The sequence below is a fragment of the Ornithinibacillus scapharcae TW25 genome (assembly GCF_000190475.1).
GTDB lineage: Bacteria > Bacillota > Bacilli > Bacillales > Amphibacillaceae > Ornithinibacillus > Ornithinibacillus scapharcae.
Genome location: NZ_AEWH01000063.1, coordinates 75708 through 92683 on the forward strand (window position 1 = coordinate 75708; position 16976 = coordinate 92683).

General features: G+C 36.3%; 19 protein-coding genes. 7 read left to right on the top strand and 12 right to left on the bottom strand.

Features of this window, described 5'->3' with window-relative positions:
* Nucleotides 1–70 precede the first annotated feature (70 nt).
* The 4 genes from G5W_RS0117870 to G5W_RS0117885 form a co-directional block, all read right to left on the bottom strand.
* Nucleotides 71–757 (bottom strand): OmpA family protein, encoded by a 687-nt coding sequence (locus tag G5W_RS0117870; RefSeq protein WP_010098779.1) that lies wholly within the window; start codon nt 755–757, stop codon nt 71–73.
* Nucleotides 747–2570 (bottom strand): MotA/TolQ/ExbB proton channel family protein, encoded by a 1824-nt coding sequence (locus tag G5W_RS0117875; RefSeq protein WP_010098782.1) that lies wholly within the window; start codon nt 2568–2570, stop codon nt 747–749. The genes G5W_RS0117870 and G5W_RS0117875 overlap by 11 nt, the downstream gene beginning before the upstream one ends.
* A gap of 157 nt (nt 2571–2727) precedes the next feature.
* Nucleotides 2728–3048 carry a DUF6199 family natural product biosynthesis protein gene (locus G5W_RS21575; protein ID WP_010098783.1) on the bottom strand — a complete coding sequence of 107 codons (321 nt, stop codon included), beginning with the start codon at nt 3046–3048 and terminating at the stop codon, nt 2728–2730.
* A 65-nt stretch (nt 3049–3113) separates the two neighbouring features.
* Nucleotides 3114–4343 carry an alanyl-tRNA editing protein gene (locus G5W_RS0117885; protein WP_010098784.1) on the bottom strand — a complete coding sequence of 410 codons (1230 nt, stop codon included), beginning with the start codon at nt 4341–4343 and terminating at the stop codon, nt 3114–3116.
* 177 nt (nt 4344–4520) lie between these two features.
* Here G5W_RS0117885 and G5W_RS0117890 point away from each other — a divergent pair, with 177 nt between their 5' ends.
* Nucleotides 4521–4748 (top strand): heavy-metal-associated domain-containing protein, encoded by a 228-nt coding sequence (locus G5W_RS0117890; RefSeq protein ID WP_010098785.1) that lies wholly within the window; start codon nt 4521–4523, stop codon nt 4746–4748.
* A gap of 58 nt (nt 4749–4806) precedes the next feature.
* On the opposite strand, the gene G5W_RS24005 is transcribed toward G5W_RS0117890, so the two are convergent.
* Entirely contained in the window at nt 4807–4971 is a 165-nt protein-coding gene (locus G5W_RS24005) for a hypothetical protein (protein WP_010098786.1), read from the bottom strand.
* 141 nt (nt 4972–5112) lie between these two features.
* Between G5W_RS24005 and G5W_RS0117900 the strand changes: the two genes are divergently transcribed.
* Nucleotides 5113–6030 (top strand): SDR family oxidoreductase, encoded by a 918-nt coding sequence (locus G5W_RS0117900; protein ID WP_010098787.1) that lies wholly within the window; start codon nt 5113–5115, stop codon nt 6028–6030.
* 24 nt (nt 6031–6054) lie between these two features.
* On the opposite strand, the gene G5W_RS21580 is transcribed toward G5W_RS0117900, so the two are convergent.
* Nucleotides 6055–6549: an STM3941 family protein gene (locus G5W_RS21580; protein WP_337445690.1), complete on the bottom strand. Its 495-nt coding sequence runs from the start codon at nt 6547–6549 to the stop codon at nt 6055–6057.
* A gap of 228 nt (nt 6550–6777) precedes the next feature.
* Between G5W_RS21580 and G5W_RS23015 the strand changes: the two genes are divergently transcribed.
* A complete protein-coding gene (locus G5W_RS23015; protein ID WP_010098791.1) occupies nt 6778–7818 on the top strand; it encodes an ArsR/SmtB family transcription factor in 1041 nt (346 codons plus the stop codon).
* Between the two features lie 37 nt (nt 7819–7855).
* On the opposite strand, the gene G5W_RS0117915 is transcribed toward G5W_RS23015, so the two are convergent.
* Entirely contained in the window at nt 7856–8047 is a 192-nt protein-coding gene (locus tag G5W_RS0117915) for a PepSY domain-containing protein (protein WP_010098793.1), read from the bottom strand.
* Nucleotides 8048–8431: 384 nt separating this feature from the next.
* Here G5W_RS0117915 and G5W_RS0117920 point away from each other — a divergent pair, with 384 nt between their 5' ends.
* A complete protein-coding gene (locus tag G5W_RS0117920; protein ID WP_010098794.1) occupies nt 8432–9667 on the top strand; it encodes a DUF5068 domain-containing protein in 1236 nt (411 codons plus the stop codon).
* An 81-nt stretch (nt 9668–9748) separates the two neighbouring features.
* On the opposite strand, the gene G5W_RS23450 is transcribed toward G5W_RS0117920, so the two are convergent.
* The gene (locus G5W_RS23450) at nt 9749–9889 is read right to left on the bottom strand and encodes a YpzI family protein (protein ID WP_010098795.1); all 141 of its coding nucleotides are present in this window, start codon (nt 9887–9889) and stop codon (nt 9749–9751) included.
* Nucleotides 9890–10012: 123 nt separating this feature from the next.
* Here G5W_RS23450 and G5W_RS0117930 point away from each other — a divergent pair, with 123 nt between their 5' ends.
* The 3 genes from G5W_RS0117930 to G5W_RS0117940 are packed head-to-tail and all read left to right on the top strand — an operon-like array spanning nt 10013 to nt 12564.
* Complete coding sequence (locus G5W_RS0117930) at nt 10013–11002, top strand: ABC transporter ATP-binding protein (protein ID WP_010098797.1); 990 nt, start codon at nt 10013–10015, stop codon at nt 11000–11002.
* The gene (locus G5W_RS0117935; protein WP_010098799.1) at nt 10999–11775 is read left to right on the top strand and encodes an ABC transporter permease; all 777 of its coding nucleotides are present in this window, start codon (nt 10999–11001) and stop codon (nt 11773–11775) included. The genes G5W_RS0117930 and G5W_RS0117935 overlap by 4 nt, the downstream gene beginning before the upstream one ends.
* Entirely contained in the window at nt 11776–12564 is a 789-nt protein-coding gene (locus G5W_RS0117940) for an ABC transporter permease (protein ID WP_010098801.1), read from the top strand.
* Between the two features lie 237 nt (nt 12565–12801).
* Here G5W_RS0117940 and G5W_RS0117945 read toward each other — a convergent pair whose 3' ends face one another.
* The 4 genes from G5W_RS0117945 to G5W_RS23860 all read right to left on the bottom strand — a co-directional run.
* Nucleotides 12802–13563, bottom strand: a complete 762-nt coding sequence (locus G5W_RS0117945) for a MerR family transcriptional regulator (RefSeq protein ID WP_010098803.1) — start codon at nt 13561–13563, stop codon at nt 12802–12804.
* A gap of 568 nt (nt 13564–14131) precedes the next feature.
* The gene (locus G5W_RS0117950; protein WP_033445763.1) at nt 14132–15373 is read right to left on the bottom strand and encodes an MFS transporter; all 1242 of its coding nucleotides are present in this window, start codon (nt 15371–15373) and stop codon (nt 14132–14134) included.
* A 401-nt stretch (nt 15374–15774) separates the two neighbouring features.
* Nucleotides 15775–16611 carry a hypothetical protein gene (locus G5W_RS0117955; RefSeq protein WP_010098806.1) on the bottom strand — a complete coding sequence of 279 codons (837 nt, stop codon included), beginning with the start codon at nt 16609–16611 and terminating at the stop codon, nt 15775–15777.
* Between the two features lie 136 nt (nt 16612–16747).
* A partial coding sequence (locus G5W_RS23860; RefSeq protein WP_010098807.1) for a hypothetical protein occupies nt 16748–16976 on the bottom strand: 229 nt, incomplete at its 5' end.

The following is a 16976-nucleotide window of genomic DNA, read 5'->3' on the forward strand; positions in this document are numbered from 1 at the left end:
CTCCTTTACTGTTAGTATGGAGAGGGAATATTGAAATATGCTTGTTTCTCACACAAAAAAACAGTCTCTTTTAGTTCCCTAATAACTCGCTAGTACGATTGAGTATTTCCTCATCCTTTAAACGAAACTTAAATTCAACCCTTCTAGATTCTTCCGCACTATATTCCCCAGATTCATCTGTTCGAAAGTCTGTATATGATTTACTATTTACGGTTAGTTTTTCTTGTAAGTGTTCTTGAATATTTTTATATGGAAAGTCATTACTAAGAATATAAGAAGCAACACTTAATGCCCTGTCTTGAGCAAGTTCCAAGTTATAAAGATACCCACCACTTCTATCGGTATGACCTTCTATAATAATTTCCGCAATGTATTCCTCATAGCCACTACCGAGTAATACATCTAAATACTTTGGTACAAATTCATCTAGGAATTGATAAGATTCAGGTTTTAGCTGGGCTTGGTCAAATTCAAATAAAATGTCGGTATCAAATAGAATCGCACCTGTCTTTTCATCTACCATCATACCGGTCCCGCTAAACTCTTCCTTTAATGCATTGACTAGATTTACTCGAACACCCAATATTTGATCCACTGTTCGTTTCATCTCATCAATTTGAAAAGATTTAATAACCATCATGACAATAAATATCAAGATAAAACATAAGAGTATGGTTGTTAACAAATCCGTAAAAGATGGCCAAAAGTGTGCCTCTTCATGGTCTCGTTTAAACAGGCGTTTATATTTAGTATCCATTACGATTCATCCCTATTCCCGGCTGTCCATTAGGGCCTTGCTGACTAACGACACTCATTTGCCTGATTAATGCCTGCATCTCTCTTCCTAATTCCTCCAACATTCGTTGCATATATTGAGCATTGCTTTGTTGAAGTTGTTCGGAACTTCTTCTTATTTCCATAAATTCACGTTTCATATTTTCATTAACCTGGTCCATCGAATTAGAAATCGTACGCACTACCTGATCTAACCGATTAGAAAATGCTCCCTCAAAATTAGAAACATAATTCGTAAGCGTATCCTTCAGTATAGATACTCCAGTTTCCATCTGATTTTCACGGGACAGGAAGGACTGATTCATTTGTGATATTTTCTTATCTATTTCTTGCATCAACTGACTATTTTTCATTCCGACCTGCTCAAACGTTTTGGTTACTTCACGCAGGTTCCGTTCAAAAGCCATCGAATCTGTCGTATGTTCCTTTAAATGGTTTTGGAAAGTACGATTAAAATGCTTTAGTTCCTCAAATCTATCTGACAATAGATGCTTATATTCATTTTGTGTCTGGTTGATAATGCTTAATGCCTCCGGTAAATCGGAAATAGACTCTCCCATCCTGTCAAAGTCTCGTGATAATTCTGCTAAATACGTTGTAATCCCGCCCATCTTTGTAGACAAATCTGTACCGAATATCTGTTTCAATTCATGATTATGACTTTCCAATTTCTTTACAATCTCACTGCTCTGATGCATTATTTTGCTATAAGTATCCTGTAAGCTCTGTTGCCTTTCTAAAAGTGAAGAAGTAAACTTCTTCAAATCCGAAACTACAGAACCTACCCTTTCAACTGTACCTTTCTGGATATCCGAAACTTCAGAAATCCCTTTATGGACTGCTTCAACGGTACTAACGATACGTTCATTTTTTTCTTCTATTTGATTAAAATAATGAAATAGGGAATCAAAATTATTATTTAATCTATCTGTACCTTGTAAAAATCCGTCTGATACATTTTTCATCTGATCAAATATTTGCTTATAATCTTTTAAGTTCTGTGCAAGTCCTATATTAAAGTCAGCAAGATCCTTCGCAGATTGTTGTAGGCCCACTTTATATTCTTGAAATCCAGTAAAAGCCTGTTCCAAATTACTAAAAGATTGCTGGTTTGATTCATGGAAATTGATAATCGACTGATTAATATTTTCAGATACGTTGATGAGTCGACTAATATTACTTTCCTCGTCACCCATTAGATTGGATTCGACCTTTAACATAATATCCGTTAAAGTGTGTTCCGTATTCAAGACCTTAAGTATAATTGTCATAATAAGTGAAAATCCCATTCCAGCGATACTTGTATAGAACGCAACATCAATTCCAGTAAGGACTGCAGCAATGTTTTCAACTAATTGTTCGCCAGTTGATTCGATATTCCCTAATGAAATGGTAAGTCCAATAAACGTCCCTAGAACTCCGACTAAAATAAATACAGATACTGTCATTTGAATGATTCGAATCAGATTAATGACTGGTATTCTCAAAACTCGCCAGTTTGAAAAACGTTCCTGGACAAAGGTTTCCACTGATACGGATTCTTTTTTACTTTCATATTGTTTCTGAATAGATTGTAATGGTTCAATATCCAAGCGATTTGTCTCACTTATATAATTACTCAGCTTCTTCAACCTACTGAATAACACTAGATGCGCTGTTAGAGCAACGAAAAAGCCGATCATTAAGACCATAAAAATTAGTTCGATTAATGGGCTTGATAAGATTGATTCAGCTTTCTCTGTACTCATAAACAATTCCAACATAACCTGTACCACAATAACCTCTCCCCACTGTCCTTTCGGTAATTAGTACATGTTATTCGAAAAACTGGTAAAACATGCCCTTCGATAATTACGACCCGTAGAGGTATTTTGTTGAATAGAAAAAAGACCAACTAACTTTGTCGGTCTTCTGATCTATTCTTATTTCTATTTACTCATCATTATCGTCACTACTAAGTATCTTCATTCCTCCAATGATTAATATGGCGAAAAATACAACAGGAATTAGCTTTAATATCCCCACATCCAACAGTAAACTGATGAAAACAATCGGCAGACCAACCATAGTAGTCATGGATATAAATCTAGTATAGGCTATTGCCTGGTGTGATGGCTCAGGGTCTTCTTTATACATCCACCTTTTCCCTAGCAATAAGCTTTCATCCGGTTCCAAATATGTCCAAATTAAAATCCCATAAAGAGGTATCATAAAAATAACCATCACAATGATTTGTGCTATGTTATTATCCATGTATATCCCTCCCCATCCATACATACGGTTTATCTATCTAAAAATATTCACCATAAAGTACTCTATTAACTATTTTCGATATCATTCATAAGGCTTTCGACTACTACTTCATGTATATGATTCATGAAATCTACTGAAGGCATCAATTTCTCTCCCCCACCTTGAGCGATTAAATCATTGCCTCCACCCTTTCCATTCACTATTGGTAAGGCTTGCTTTAACAGTTGATTCATACTTATTGGTAGTTCATTCCCTCTTGCACAAACAACTTGTAATTTATCAGCCGTCTCATTGATAAAAAGAACGATTGTTCCAACAGATTGTGCTATTATATTTTTCGCTAATTGTTGAAGCTCTGTCATTGAACGATTATGATATGTATTTTTTAGGATGGAATAACCTCTAATTTCCTCTAAATTCTCCATTAATTCATTTATTTCATATTCTAAAAGCTTCGTTCTCAACTCTGTATTCGCTCTTTCCATTTCATTCATTTCCTCTAACAATCTGTTTACTGCTGGTACTAATTCTTCTTGGGGTGCACTTAGCTTACTTGTTAAGCTTCGAATTATTTGATGCTTTACATGAAGTTGTTTACGTACTCTTCTTCCACAAACAAAATATAATCGAATATGCTTTTTTTGTTTTTCCCAGTGCAAGACTTGAATGGATCCTACCTGACCGGTAGAAGACGGATGTGTACCACCACAGCCGTTATAATCGAAATCCGGTATAATAACAAGACGAATATTATCTGTCACGGAAAGCTCTTTTCTTAGCTTGTAATGGCCAATTTCTTCAGAAGTTACCCATCTCGTCTCAATTGGATGATTCTCTATAATCATAAGATTAGCTATCTTTTCCACTTCAATCGCATCATCGTTTGTTAAAAATTCTGTAGCTAGATCAATCGAACATAATTCTTCCCCTAAATGAAAACTCAATGTCTTATATCCCAACTCTTCCTCAAATGCCGCAGTTAATATATGTTGCCCGGCATGCTGCTGCATATGGTCCATTCGTCTCTCCCAGTTTATTTCCCCTACACATTCACTTCCACTCGGGATTGGTTCTCTCAAGAAATGACGTAATTCGCCATCAATCTCTTCCACATTGTAAACTTCTATATCATTTAGAGTACCGGTATCATGAGGTTGTCCCCCTCCAGTCGGGTAAAATGCTGTCTGGTCTAATACGACATAAAATTGCTTGCTACCATCATAATCTGCCTTCATCACATTCGCTGTAAATCTCCCTAAATATTGATCCTGATAAAATAATTTTTCCGTCACCATCTACACCACACCTAACATCATTTTCTTTACTATCACTATACCTTTCTAACTCGCAGATGGAAAGTATCGATAGTTACATTCCAGTTATGATTCAATTTTTTTACACATATATTGCTAAATGGACTAGTAAAATTTAGTAATTAACTTTTTTCATTCTTAGAGGTGGTGAAGAACAACATGGTGGAAAAGATATACTTAGAAATTACAGGTTTACATTGTCCGAACTGTCCTGGAAAAATAGAAAGGGCAATATCTAAATTTAACGGTGTTAAGGATATTAGTGTGGATTCTAGTGGTAATGGTTTTGTTTCTTTTTCGAGTCAACTTATTACATTCACAGAAATTCAAGAAAAAATACAAAAAATGGGGTTTGAAACGAAGATAAAACAGAATAGTATAAATTAAAAATCCTTAGTTGAAAAGAAGAAACGATAGTAACGTTTCTTCTTTTCAATTTTACCCATCAAAGAATTGGCATATATGGCTCATATCTTGGATTAGTATAATATGGTGGCCTTGGACCAATTTTGGGAAGTATAAAATTTCGGTCTAAATAGGAGACCGTAACACGTTTATCCGAATGATTCTTTAATAGTCGTTTAACCTCTGGATTGTAATAATAATCCATGTGCTAACCTCCATTCTCTTCTCCACTATAGTGTATTCTGTCTTTCAAACATTGTGGCTGTACATATAACGTTAATCAGACACCATAAACGCCCATTCCGAATAATGTAACTAAGAACTAGCTATAAGGAGGACTACTATTATGTCAAACGAAAATGTGAACAATCAGGACTATCCACTCCTTCCTAATTACGGGAAGATTACACAATACCAAGAAGTTCCCATCACAGTCCCAGAGCAACAGCAATATCGCCAGCCGGGTGTGGAGGGTTTAATGGTTCCCCAACCAATTATCGAGAACCCAAATTATATAGGAAGTAAAAAATTAACAGGTAAAGTTGCCCTAATTACCGGTGGTGATAGCGGGATTGGAGCAGCAGCTGCTATTGCTTTTGCAAAGGAAGGCGCAAATGTAGCAATTGCATACTTGGATGAACATGAAGACGCAAACCGAACAAAGAGAAGAATTGAAGAAATAGGTCAGAGATGTATATTGTTACCAGGAGATTTGAGGGACAAAAAGCATTGTGCTGATATCGTAAAGCGAACTATTGAAGCTTTTGGTGAACTTCATATTTTATGTAACCATGTAGGGATACAATTTCAACAAACAAGTATTCTTGATATTACAGATGAACAATTTGACGATACCTTCAAAGTGAATATTTACTCACATTTTTACACAACACGTGAAGCGATAAAGCATTTAAAAGCAGGAGCATCAATCATTAACACCGCTTCTGTTGTTGCCTATCAGGGAAATGATCAATTAATTGATTATACTGCTACAAAGGCAGCCAATGTAGGATTCACACGTGCACTTGCAAGAAACCTAGCGGATAAAGGAATTCGAGTGAATGCAATTGCCCCGGGGAGAATTTGGACGCCATTAATTCCAGCAAGTTTTTCTGCTGATCAAGTCACACAAGTTGATAATCTGATGGACAGACAAGGCCAACCGTTTGAACTTGCACCAAGCTTTGTTTATTTAGCATCTAATGATTCCAGATTTGTCACAGGGCAAGTCTTGCATGTTAACGGTGGTGAAGTATTTGGATAGACCGGTTATCATCACCGGTTTATCCTACTGAACTTCAGGTAAATTTGCTTCTTTCCACCTCTTACTAACCATTTCAATCAGTTCTTCAACCGAACAATCTAATATTTTTATCGGAATATTAACCTGCGTAGCTAATAATCCTTTATTCATGCGGTTCATCATACTTTTTAAAGAATTTGAGCGATTAATAATCAAATCAGGGTCGAGCGTATAAATACCTAAAAAGGTTTGATTGCTAAATTGGACAAGGTCAATATCAGCTATTTCTTCCCATTTAATAAGTCCCGCTGCTAAATAGGTAGATTGGTCAATTATTCCTTCAGTCGTAATGATTAGTGCAGGTTTACGTTTAATCATGCTTCTCACCCAATAAATGGTACACAGAGCAAAAACAACAAAATCAAGTGCACCAATTATGATAAATTTTGCTGCATCACTCCCATTCTCCGTAACCCCCACAACAAGTAGCAGTACCCCAAGCAAAGTAAAAATCAGACTTACTATTCCATAAAAAATCAACTTTCCTTTTTCGTATAAACAATATAATTATTCATGAATTCACACCCTTTCCAGATTAGTATATCCTTTGAACTAATCCAAACAAGGGTAATAAGTCCCTGGCCAGATTCGGGACTTTAGTCCATTTTTTAATTAGTAACTTTATCTGCATGGAAGGAAAAGATTCTATTTGTAAATTAGACAACTATCTTATATGATAAGAATGAAATTTATATTAGGAGGCAACGTATGGCTTCAGAAAGAGAAGAAAATCAAATTTCATCTGAAATAGTAGTAGATTATTTTCATTCAACCGTTGTAGAAGCTATAGCCCTACTCTCTTCCTATGTTAATCCCACGAAACATGAATATGCTGAATCGACACACGATAAACTTTCACTAGAACTATCGAAAGAAGCAAAACAATTCATTCAAGAATGGCAAGAAAAAACAGACTGGGACTTTATGGAAATTTTAAATTTTCTATTACCGTTCCCTTACTTTCATCATATCAATCAATTTTTGGATGTTATTTCAAGTCTCTCTCATACAGAATATCTGTATCATTTCCTCTGGGAAGATGTTCCAAGCAATCAAATCGAAGCGATGGTTGATAGTCCAGCTTCTATTGATACATTTGATACGCATATTTTATGGGAAACAAAAGAAAAGAAAGAATTTATCGTATGGCTATTCACTAATATTAAAGTCATTCGAAAAAAGATAGCTAAAATTCTAATAGAAGTATCTCAAGCAAAAATACTCCATGAAAGCATGGATCAAAACTTAGCAATGTTTGAAACATCTATTCAAGAAATAAAATCACTTAAGATGGAGCCTTTAAATAAAGCGCAATATGTAATGGGAAAAACGTTTCGAAGAACAAGTCTATATAAAATGTATTACTTTATCCCGTCCTACTTTTTCACACCCCACAGAATAAGACTGTTCAATTCTGATGTGTGCTTTGTCATCTATGGCTGTGGGGAAACGTTGTCTGACACTAGAGATACTAGTGTTGAGTTGGAAGTAAAATTCAAGGCGCTAGCGGATAGAAACCGTCTTATGATTCTTCATTTGCTTTCTGGTAGAAAAGAATATGGAGCGAAACTGGCAGAATTCCTTGGAATAACCACTGCTACCGTCTCACATCACCTAGAAATACTTAAAAAAGCAGGTTTTATTAAAGAAGAGAAGGTTGGTAATATCAAGTATTTTAGTTGCAATAAGGTGTATACAGATGAATTTCTAGCTAGTTTCACAGAATTTATATATCTTAATGAAGGGTAATCCATAGACCATGGACTACCCTTCAATTTGTATTTACTTAATAATAACGCAGGACATCACCAGTAATTGCATCTACTACTACTTCTACTATACCATTGTCGGTTTTTAGCTCTATTTCATAAACATACTGGCCATCCCCTTTATCAAACACCATCTCCACTACACTCCCCTCGACGAGACTCTCAGCGATATGGATTGCTTGAAGTTCTGAAATAATGTTAGGTATCATCGATATCCCCTCCAAATTATGCCACTAACGTATTTCTTATCTGTCAATTTACGTCAATTTTTTATTTCTTCCTAGGTCTAAATCTTCATAACGGAGAAAGCTAGGAGTTTCTGTTTTCAACCAAATTAGTTCCAAAGACACAGCTGTCCTTCTATACGTGGATTACCTTCTTTATTGTAATATCATCACTTTACCTCAAGTTTCTTAACGGAAAATAAGAAGTAGATTAGAATTTGATGAGAAAACCATAAATAGGTATTTTTTACCTGCGAATATATTTTTTTACTAATTTCTTCCTATTACTTTGTGCGGATGTAAATATTCCTGCAATATGACATAATATTCGAGGATTTTTAAAAAAACTAAGCAAAAGGTTGTGTTATTTTGAAATTCAACAAACGACTACTTTTCTTGCTCCTAGCTATTATTCTAGGTTTAGTCCTAACAGCATGTGGGTCTGAAGAAGCAAGCAAGAAGGAAGAAGAAGTAAAAGAAGAAGAAAAAACAGACGAAAAATCTAATGAAGAAAAAGAAGATGAAAAAAAGGAAGAAGATAAAGAAATTAGTAGTGCTACGATGACAGATGGAGAGATTTTCAATCCTGCTATCGAAGAGCAATCTGGTGGAACAGTAGAGCATGTATTCACGAACAATAATCCAGGCTACGAAAACGATATTGATGGCTTGCATGTTAAGGTGAATGGTTATCAAATCGTAAAAGTTACCGATGCTAATGAAAGTGAAAAATATATTCTTGATGACAGTTTAGAAGGCTATGTTGTTACCGCTGATGTAACGATTGAAAATACATTAGATAAAGATGTCAAGTTCAATGCTGGTATGTTTATCCAGTTAGAAGACCGTTACAATTATGTACAGTCCAATATGAACTACTATATCCCTGAAGATAAGAAGATTAAATGGGAGAATTCGGATGATTTCGGGACGTATGAGCCTGGTTCAATAAGAAATGGATATGTAACGTTTTCAATGACTACTGATGAATATGAAAGACTGCAGCAAGTTGAACCGAAGTTCGTTATAGAAGCTGGTGCATCATTTAATGACGATTTCTCTGATAGCTTCGGAAATGATGCAGTATTTGATTTTGTGTATAGTGCCGAACAAGGTGAAAAAGTAGCAAGTGCACCTAAATTCTATCAAGATCAGCTTACAACGGAAAATATTGCTACTAAAGAAATGATTTTTGAAGATCTAGATCTGAACGAATCCCAAGAATTAGATAAATTCAAGTTAACAATTGAAGGTGTTCAATATACAACGATTACACCTAATGAAACAAGCAAAGAACGTTTCAGTAACTTTGGTGATGACGAACTAGTAGCAATGACATTAAAAATAAATATAGATAACCAATCCGATGTATTGGTTTATAATGGCACAGGTGGAATTCTAGTTGCTAATGATAATGAAGCACGTATTTTAAACCAAGGCATGGTGGAAAACACCGATAAACGTGAAATTAATCCAGGTGAAACTGCAGAGCATTACATGGTATTCCTATTCGAAAAGAAATATTTCGATATCTATGAAGAATTTTCATTAGAGATTGGACCATTCTTAGGTGAAGATGGTTATGTACTTAAAGAAAGAAAATGACATTTGAATTACCTAGTGGAAAATAGATGTATGAAGAAGGATAGCCCAACCGTGAAGAATCACAGTTGGGCTATCTTTTTATTATTTCTTCCCATCATTTAATTCCATCGCTTCCTCAGGACTAGACATGATAGTTGAATTTTTATATTTCAGTCCAACATCTCGATCTGATTCTACACGTCTACTTTGTTTCAGTTTCTTCTCTTGACGGTCTTTTCCCATCTTAGCACCTCCCTAGTACTAAGATGGTTTTTTTATGATGATTTATTCGAAGGAAAAAAACATCTTGACAATCACAATTGATATTATACAATCATCTTATAAGATAATCATCTAATATACGAGGTGAGTACAATAAATAATAATATCATCAATGTTTCTCAAGTAAAGAGAACGTATAAAACAGAAGTAGGCATTATCAAGAAAAAGAAAAAAGAAGTAGACGCACTCAAAGGACTCTCTTTCTCTGTCAATAAAGGAGAGATTTTTGGCTTACTAGGACCAAATGGAGCAGGAAAAACCACGATGATTAAGATATTAACCACGATGCTAACACCATCATCTGGAGAGGTATCTGTCCTTGGATTAAATCCCGTGACCGATGCGAAGAAACTAAGACCCCATATTAACTTTATTTTAGGTGGGGAAAGAAATTTATATTGGAGGCTATCTGCTTACGACAACCTGGCTTACTTCTCTGATTTGTATAAAATTCCTAGATCCGAGCAGCATGGAAGAATACAAGACTTATTAGAGCTAGTAGGATTACAAGATGTAGCACATCAACGAGTAGAAACTTTCTCCAAAGGAATGAAGCAACGTCTCCAAATCGCAAGAGGATTAGTTAATAATCCGGAAATTTTGTTCTTAGATGAACCCTCCATTGGATTAGACCCAGTTAGTGCCAGAAAGTTACGTGAAATTATTCGTCAACTAAATGATAACGGTACAACGATACTGCTAACCACACATTATATGTTTGAAGCAGACGAGCTTTGTGACCGAATAGCTTTCATTGATAAGGGTGAATTAATCGAAGTTGATAGCCCGCAAAATATAAAGCAAAAAACAAACAACGTCTCTGTAGTGGAATTTTCGGTAATAGGAATTGAAGCTACCAAAATACAAGAATTCACACACCATCCAGATATTCACCATGTCCAATTCGAACAGCAGGAATTCCTGACGAAAGTAAAATTGCATACGACAGATCCCCAAGGTGCGGTACCAATCATTTATGAAAATATGAAAGGTGCCATCATTCAGGATTTATCGATTACTAAACCAAGTCTCGAGGATGTTTATGTCCAATTAATCGGAGGAAAAGTGTCATGATGAGGGCGCTATTTCAAACTATACGTGTACATATGGGAATATCGATGGCGAGGCCAATGTTTCAATTTATTATCTGGGCTTCTCCATTATTCTTAGCCACGATTGCTATTTTCATCTATAGTTCCGCATCACCTGAAAGGATTTTTCATTACGTAATCTTAGGCTCTGGTTTTATGGCGCTTTGGTCATCTATCGTCTTTTCATCAGCAAGTGATATAAATCGCGAGCGATTCTATGGAACATTGGAAATTATCTTTGTTTCCCCCATTCCATTCGCCGTCATACTGATTGGTAAAATAATCGGCAATACCATTTGGGGCTTTCTATCCATGGTGCTTTCGTTTGTCTATCTCGTATTCATTTTCCGAGTGGATATTACGATACCAAACCCTTTTACGTTCTTACTGGCAATCATATTTGTACTTTTTTCATTAACGGTATTTTCATTCTTCCTTTCCCTAGCCTTTACACTATCAAGGCAGGCAGAAGCATTAATGAATTTTATTGAATATCCAATATACTTAGTTTGTGGATTTATGTTTCCTGTTGCTATTTTGCCTATCTGGGTACAGCCAATTTCCTATCTACTTCCACCAACCTGGGCAATTGAGCTATTAAGACAAGTTTCTACGGAAAATAGTAATAATGTAGCGCTACATAGCTCAGTGCTAGGATTGCTGGCAGTTACATTGGTCTATATCGTATTAGGTATAATATGTTACCGGGCGGTTGAGAAGAAAGCTAGAATTTATGGGAAACTGGGGGTGTATTAGGTGCAAGCTGTACAACGTTTTTTTAGACAAAGTCTGTTATCGTATCGCGCGTTGTTTGGATGGTTAGACCCAAAGGTGTATATACTCGTGATGGTACTTAGCCCATTAAGTCAGCTGTTGTTCTTTTCCGTTTTAGTGAATTATGTTTATTCAGGTGAAGGGCTTGTTGGGTATATCGGGGCAAATGCACTAATTTTATGCGTACTAAATTCCGTTTTTGGTATTATGTCTATCATCACTTCTGACCGGTATATGGGGACCTTTCAACATGTGATGGCATCACCTGTTAATAAGGCTGGATTGTTTCTTTCCAGATCTATTGCCCATGTATTAAATGGACTATTTACTTCGATTATTGGGTTTATTTTTGGTATGATGATTTTTCAAATTTCCATTGCACCGGATGCTATTCTTCTATTAGTAGGTGTTTGGATGGTATCTATCTTCTCGGCATGTGGACTCGGTTTAATTATTGGCTGTTTTTGTCTATGGACACCATCAATGAATTTAATTGGCAATATATTAGCTAGTAGTCTTTTACTATTAAGTGGTGCAAATTATCCCCAATCCATCATGCCGGTATGGCTTGTCCATTTTGCTGATTTTATACCGTTAACAAGAGGTGTGGAGTTAACGAAGCAAATTTTGAATGAGGGTAATTATTCGAATGTCTTCGCATTATTAGGAGAGGAATTTGTTTTGGGGGTTTGCTTTTTTATCATAAGTTTTTTATTTATTAAATATGCGGAGTATTTATCTAGGGTAAGGGGGACGATGGATCTGGATTAGATAAAAGAATCAAACCTGGGCCGACTATTTCATTTTCTATAAATGAACATTTTAGTTTTTAGTGGAGAAACAAGCTCCGGAAATATACTTCGCTTTCCGTTTGGCGGCTGGTGAGCCTCCTCGTGCTACGCACTTGCATGGTCTCACCGGATGCCTTTCCTCCCGCAGGAGTCTTTGTATATTTCCGGAGCTGATATGGTATATTAACCACTTTCTTATTGTAAACTTTAATCTAGATTATTCTAACCCTAAATATATCATAATCGAGTCTCGTAAAAATTTAGTTCCGCCTTTGATTGCTTTATCATAGAAGGCTGTGAAGCGTTCGTCTGCAACGTACATTTCGGCAAGTCCTGCGTGTGCCTCTTTGGAATAAGTTGACCAGGAATACATCAGCCATTCTTTATGTTTTGCAGCTAGTTCCTGTGCTTCTGCGGAATGAGGGTCACCAGTTTTATATGCTTTAACTAGCAGTTCCATGATCTCTTCCCCTAGTTTTGTCAAAGCATTATAGTCCTCTTGTGACATTCCCCGTAATTTTGCATTACTTTCTTCTACTTTCTTTTCCCCATATTTCTCGCGTATTTCTTTTCCAAATTCTTGCTCATTATCTTCAATAAGCTGTTCTTTGAAGCCTTCAAATTTTTCTTGATCCTGCATTATAATTCCTCCTTCAATACTAGCAATTGTCTTTTCTACAGTTGCCATAATCTTGTCAAGGCGGGATCTTTTTTCTTTCAGTTTTTCATAATGTTGCTGTAGTGCTTGACTTGAATCGAAGTTCGGTTGATGGATAATTTCCATAATATCCTCCAAACTAACGTCCAATTCACGATAGAATAAAATTTGCTGGAGTAAATCTACTTCTTTTTGACCGTATATCCGATAACCAGACGAATTAATTCTGGCCGGCTTTAATAGCCCGATTTGATCGTAATAACGGAGCGTGCGGCCGCTTACTCCTGACATACGTGCCAACTTATTTACTGTATATTCCATTTACTTCACCCTCCTGACAATTCTAATCATAAACCTTTACGCAACGTCAAGGTCAAGTCATTAAATATTCACCTAGCCGCGCAAGGACAGGCTGAACTCGCGCGGGACTTTGGAGAAATCACGCAGGCGTTGGGGTTATTCGTGCCACTAGCTTGGCGTCGCGTGAGTTTTAGCAGAGACCGCCCCACTTCAAAAGGTTCCCGCGGCTCTTTTATTAAGGGCCGCTCGACTTTGTTGGCTGCCCGCGCGGGACTTAGGGGAAATCACGCAGGCGTTGGGGTTATTCGCGCCACTAGCTTGGTGTCGCGTGAGTTTTAGCAGAGCCCGCGCCACTTCAAAAGGTTCCCGCGGCTCTTTTATTCAGGGCCGCTCGACTTTGTTGGCTGCCCGCGCGGAAATTCATAACCGCGCGAGGACAGGCTGAACTCGCGCGGGACTTTGGGGAAGTCGCGCGAGCGTTGGGGTTATTCGCGCCACTAGCTTGGTGTCGCGTGAGTTCTAGCATAACCCGTGCTACTTGGATATTTTCTATAAATTTATTTCTCAAAAACATCAAAAAGGTACACTTTTACAAATGTACCTTTTCTTGCTCTATTATTTTGGGTTTGCCTGCCTCGACTAATACTTTACTCCCAATTAAGAAGAAGCTTGCGATAAACATCGCTATCCCAGTTCCAACTAACAACCATTCAATTGCCACTACATCTGAAAGAGGACCAAAAATCAACATACCTAAAGGCATCATCGAGGTAGAAATCATCCCCACGACACCGAATACTCGCCCTAAATACTCCGGTTCAACCTTTTCCTGTAGAAGTGTGGTAGAAGGTGTACTAAATATCGGCATTGTAATTCCAGTTAAAACCATAATTGCTAGGTAAACGATAAAATTAGGTACTACCCCAAGTCCAAATGTGAGAATGCCAAATAGAAAGCTTGCTAATGTCATCGTATGAATCTTATTCTTATATCCTCCCCAGGTCGCAATCAGGACCCCTCCCGCCATCATGCCAATCGAGAAAGCAACCTCAATAGCGGTTAAGAGCTTCACATCTTCACCGAATGTACGTGTAACCTGCAATGGTGTTAAAAAAGATGGAACAGAAGCCAGAATAAAGAATAAGGCAAAGAAAAGGAAAAACTTTTTCAAAAAGACATGTTCCTTTATATAGAGAAAACCTTTCTTTAAATCCGTAAAATAACTAACCCCTTCTTCTTCTGTCGACTTTTGATTGGAAGGTATCTTTAACAACACCAAAAAGATGAATATGGCGATTGCTGCAGTAATCACATCGATAAAGAAAATCACTTCAATAGAAGCTAACCCTAGAAGAGCACCACTTGCCATTGGAGCCAAAAGCATGACAAGCGCCTGAATACTTCCATTAGCACCATTTACCTTTGTTAATTTGTCTTCTGGAACAAATTGTGGAATGATCGCGCCAACTGCAGGAGTTTGAATCCCCGTTCCTAACGCACGTATAGAAGCAATAAGAAACATTAGCCATAATGATTCATAGCCCATTAAAAATACAATCGCTAAAATTAGTGTAACAAAGGCGATGGATGCATCTGCTATAATGATTAGCTTTTTCCGATTGTATCTATCCGCCCAAACACCTGCGAACGGTGAGAGGATAAATGTTGGTATAAACCCGCACAGGATGTAAATCGTCATCATGATTCCTGACTGTGTATTTAGCACCACATACCACATAATGGCATACTGGACTAAGGAAGAACCAAAAAGCGAAATCGATTGACTGCCCAGAAACAGTACACTGTTCCGCTTCCACTGTTCAAATATCATATTATTGTTTTCCAATAACTCACGCCCTATCCTTATCATCTATATAAGTTATACACTAAAACATACTTGGAAAACAATAAAAATTCTGTAAGGAAATGCTAAGAAAAAAGGGCGAGGTATTTCTCGCCCTTTTTCTTATGATGTAGCTGGGTATAATTTCAATATGCTTATTGATACGAATATTGAGCCAAAAGATAGCAATCATAAGAATCCCGCTAAATAGCCAGCCTGGAACAGACTTCCAATGACAAAGAGTCCTGTTAAAATAAGATATATCAACTCTATCTATTACTTCCTTCAGGTCAGGATCGACATGCAATTAGGGGAATAATTCATAAAAGTCATCATCGCACATATACCCATTATGGATATTATATAGACAAGATAATTGATGAATCTTTCTAAAGTACTTTTGGATATCGCACTTTTTTTCTAAGTTCTTCATATCTATCTGCAAGACTACTTTTAAACTTTGTAATCCAATAACTATAGTAATCTTCTTCCGAAAAGTTAGACATATCCATATTGTCTGTGACAATATTTAACGATTCCCTTAATCGCCCTTCAGCAATCCCACTGGTCATGTTATAAAGAGTCTTTTCATCTTTAAATTTGTGGTAACTTATAAGATTGGGTTTTTTACTGTTTTCATAGAAAATATCAAAATCATGACGGTATATATAACTTTTCTCAAATTGCTTATATTGAAGCCAACCTGGTGCCGGAAAAAGAGCCAACGCTTCATCTATTTCTTGTTCCACAAAATATCCTCTATCTAGAATACGCTGTGACATATTGTTTACCTTTTCCCCAAGTTTTATCATTTCTTCCTGTGTATCCAGAATTTCCTGAATAACTTGATAAGAGCGTTTATATACTTCTTCTAATTTTTGGTCTAATAATCCCGACTTTAGGACACTACCTAAATAATCTAGAATCTCCTCAAAAATATCCATTTGGAGCTTCACCCTAGCCCCTGTATTTTCACAAAGTTTACCAAAGGTTACCGTAAAATAAACTAGAGGTTTGATAGCACGATTAGCCTGTTCACTATTTAAGTTATCAGGAGAAACGATAGCTATTTCTTTTACATCTTTTGAAAACTTACCATGATAATAGGCTAAATAATACCGGTTGTTTTCTATTAAATATGGAAAAATATCTATCGTTACATCTTCATTCCATTTCTTATATTTTTTACCTAATTTCAAAATTTGTGTGTTGTCTAATTTATTCATAGAAGTCACCCTATCAATCTTATTTTAATTTTAACAAAACAGGGTGACCCTATTCTGTTACTTAAAATCCTGAGAAAGCCAAGCTTTGATGGTAATAGTTCGAGTGCAACCAATCCCTGGACCTTCCTTATATTAATTATGGATAACGTATTTTAGTTCGCAATTCATCATAACGCTCAGATAAAATATTTTGATATTTTATAGTCCAGTGATCTACATAATCCTCTTTTGAAAAATTTGACATATCCATTTTGTCTGTAACAATATCTAAAGATTCTTTTAGTCGTCCTTCCGCTATCTTACTAGTCATATTGAATAGAGTCTTATCATCTTTAAATCTATTAAAAGCTCTTAGTTCAGGATTA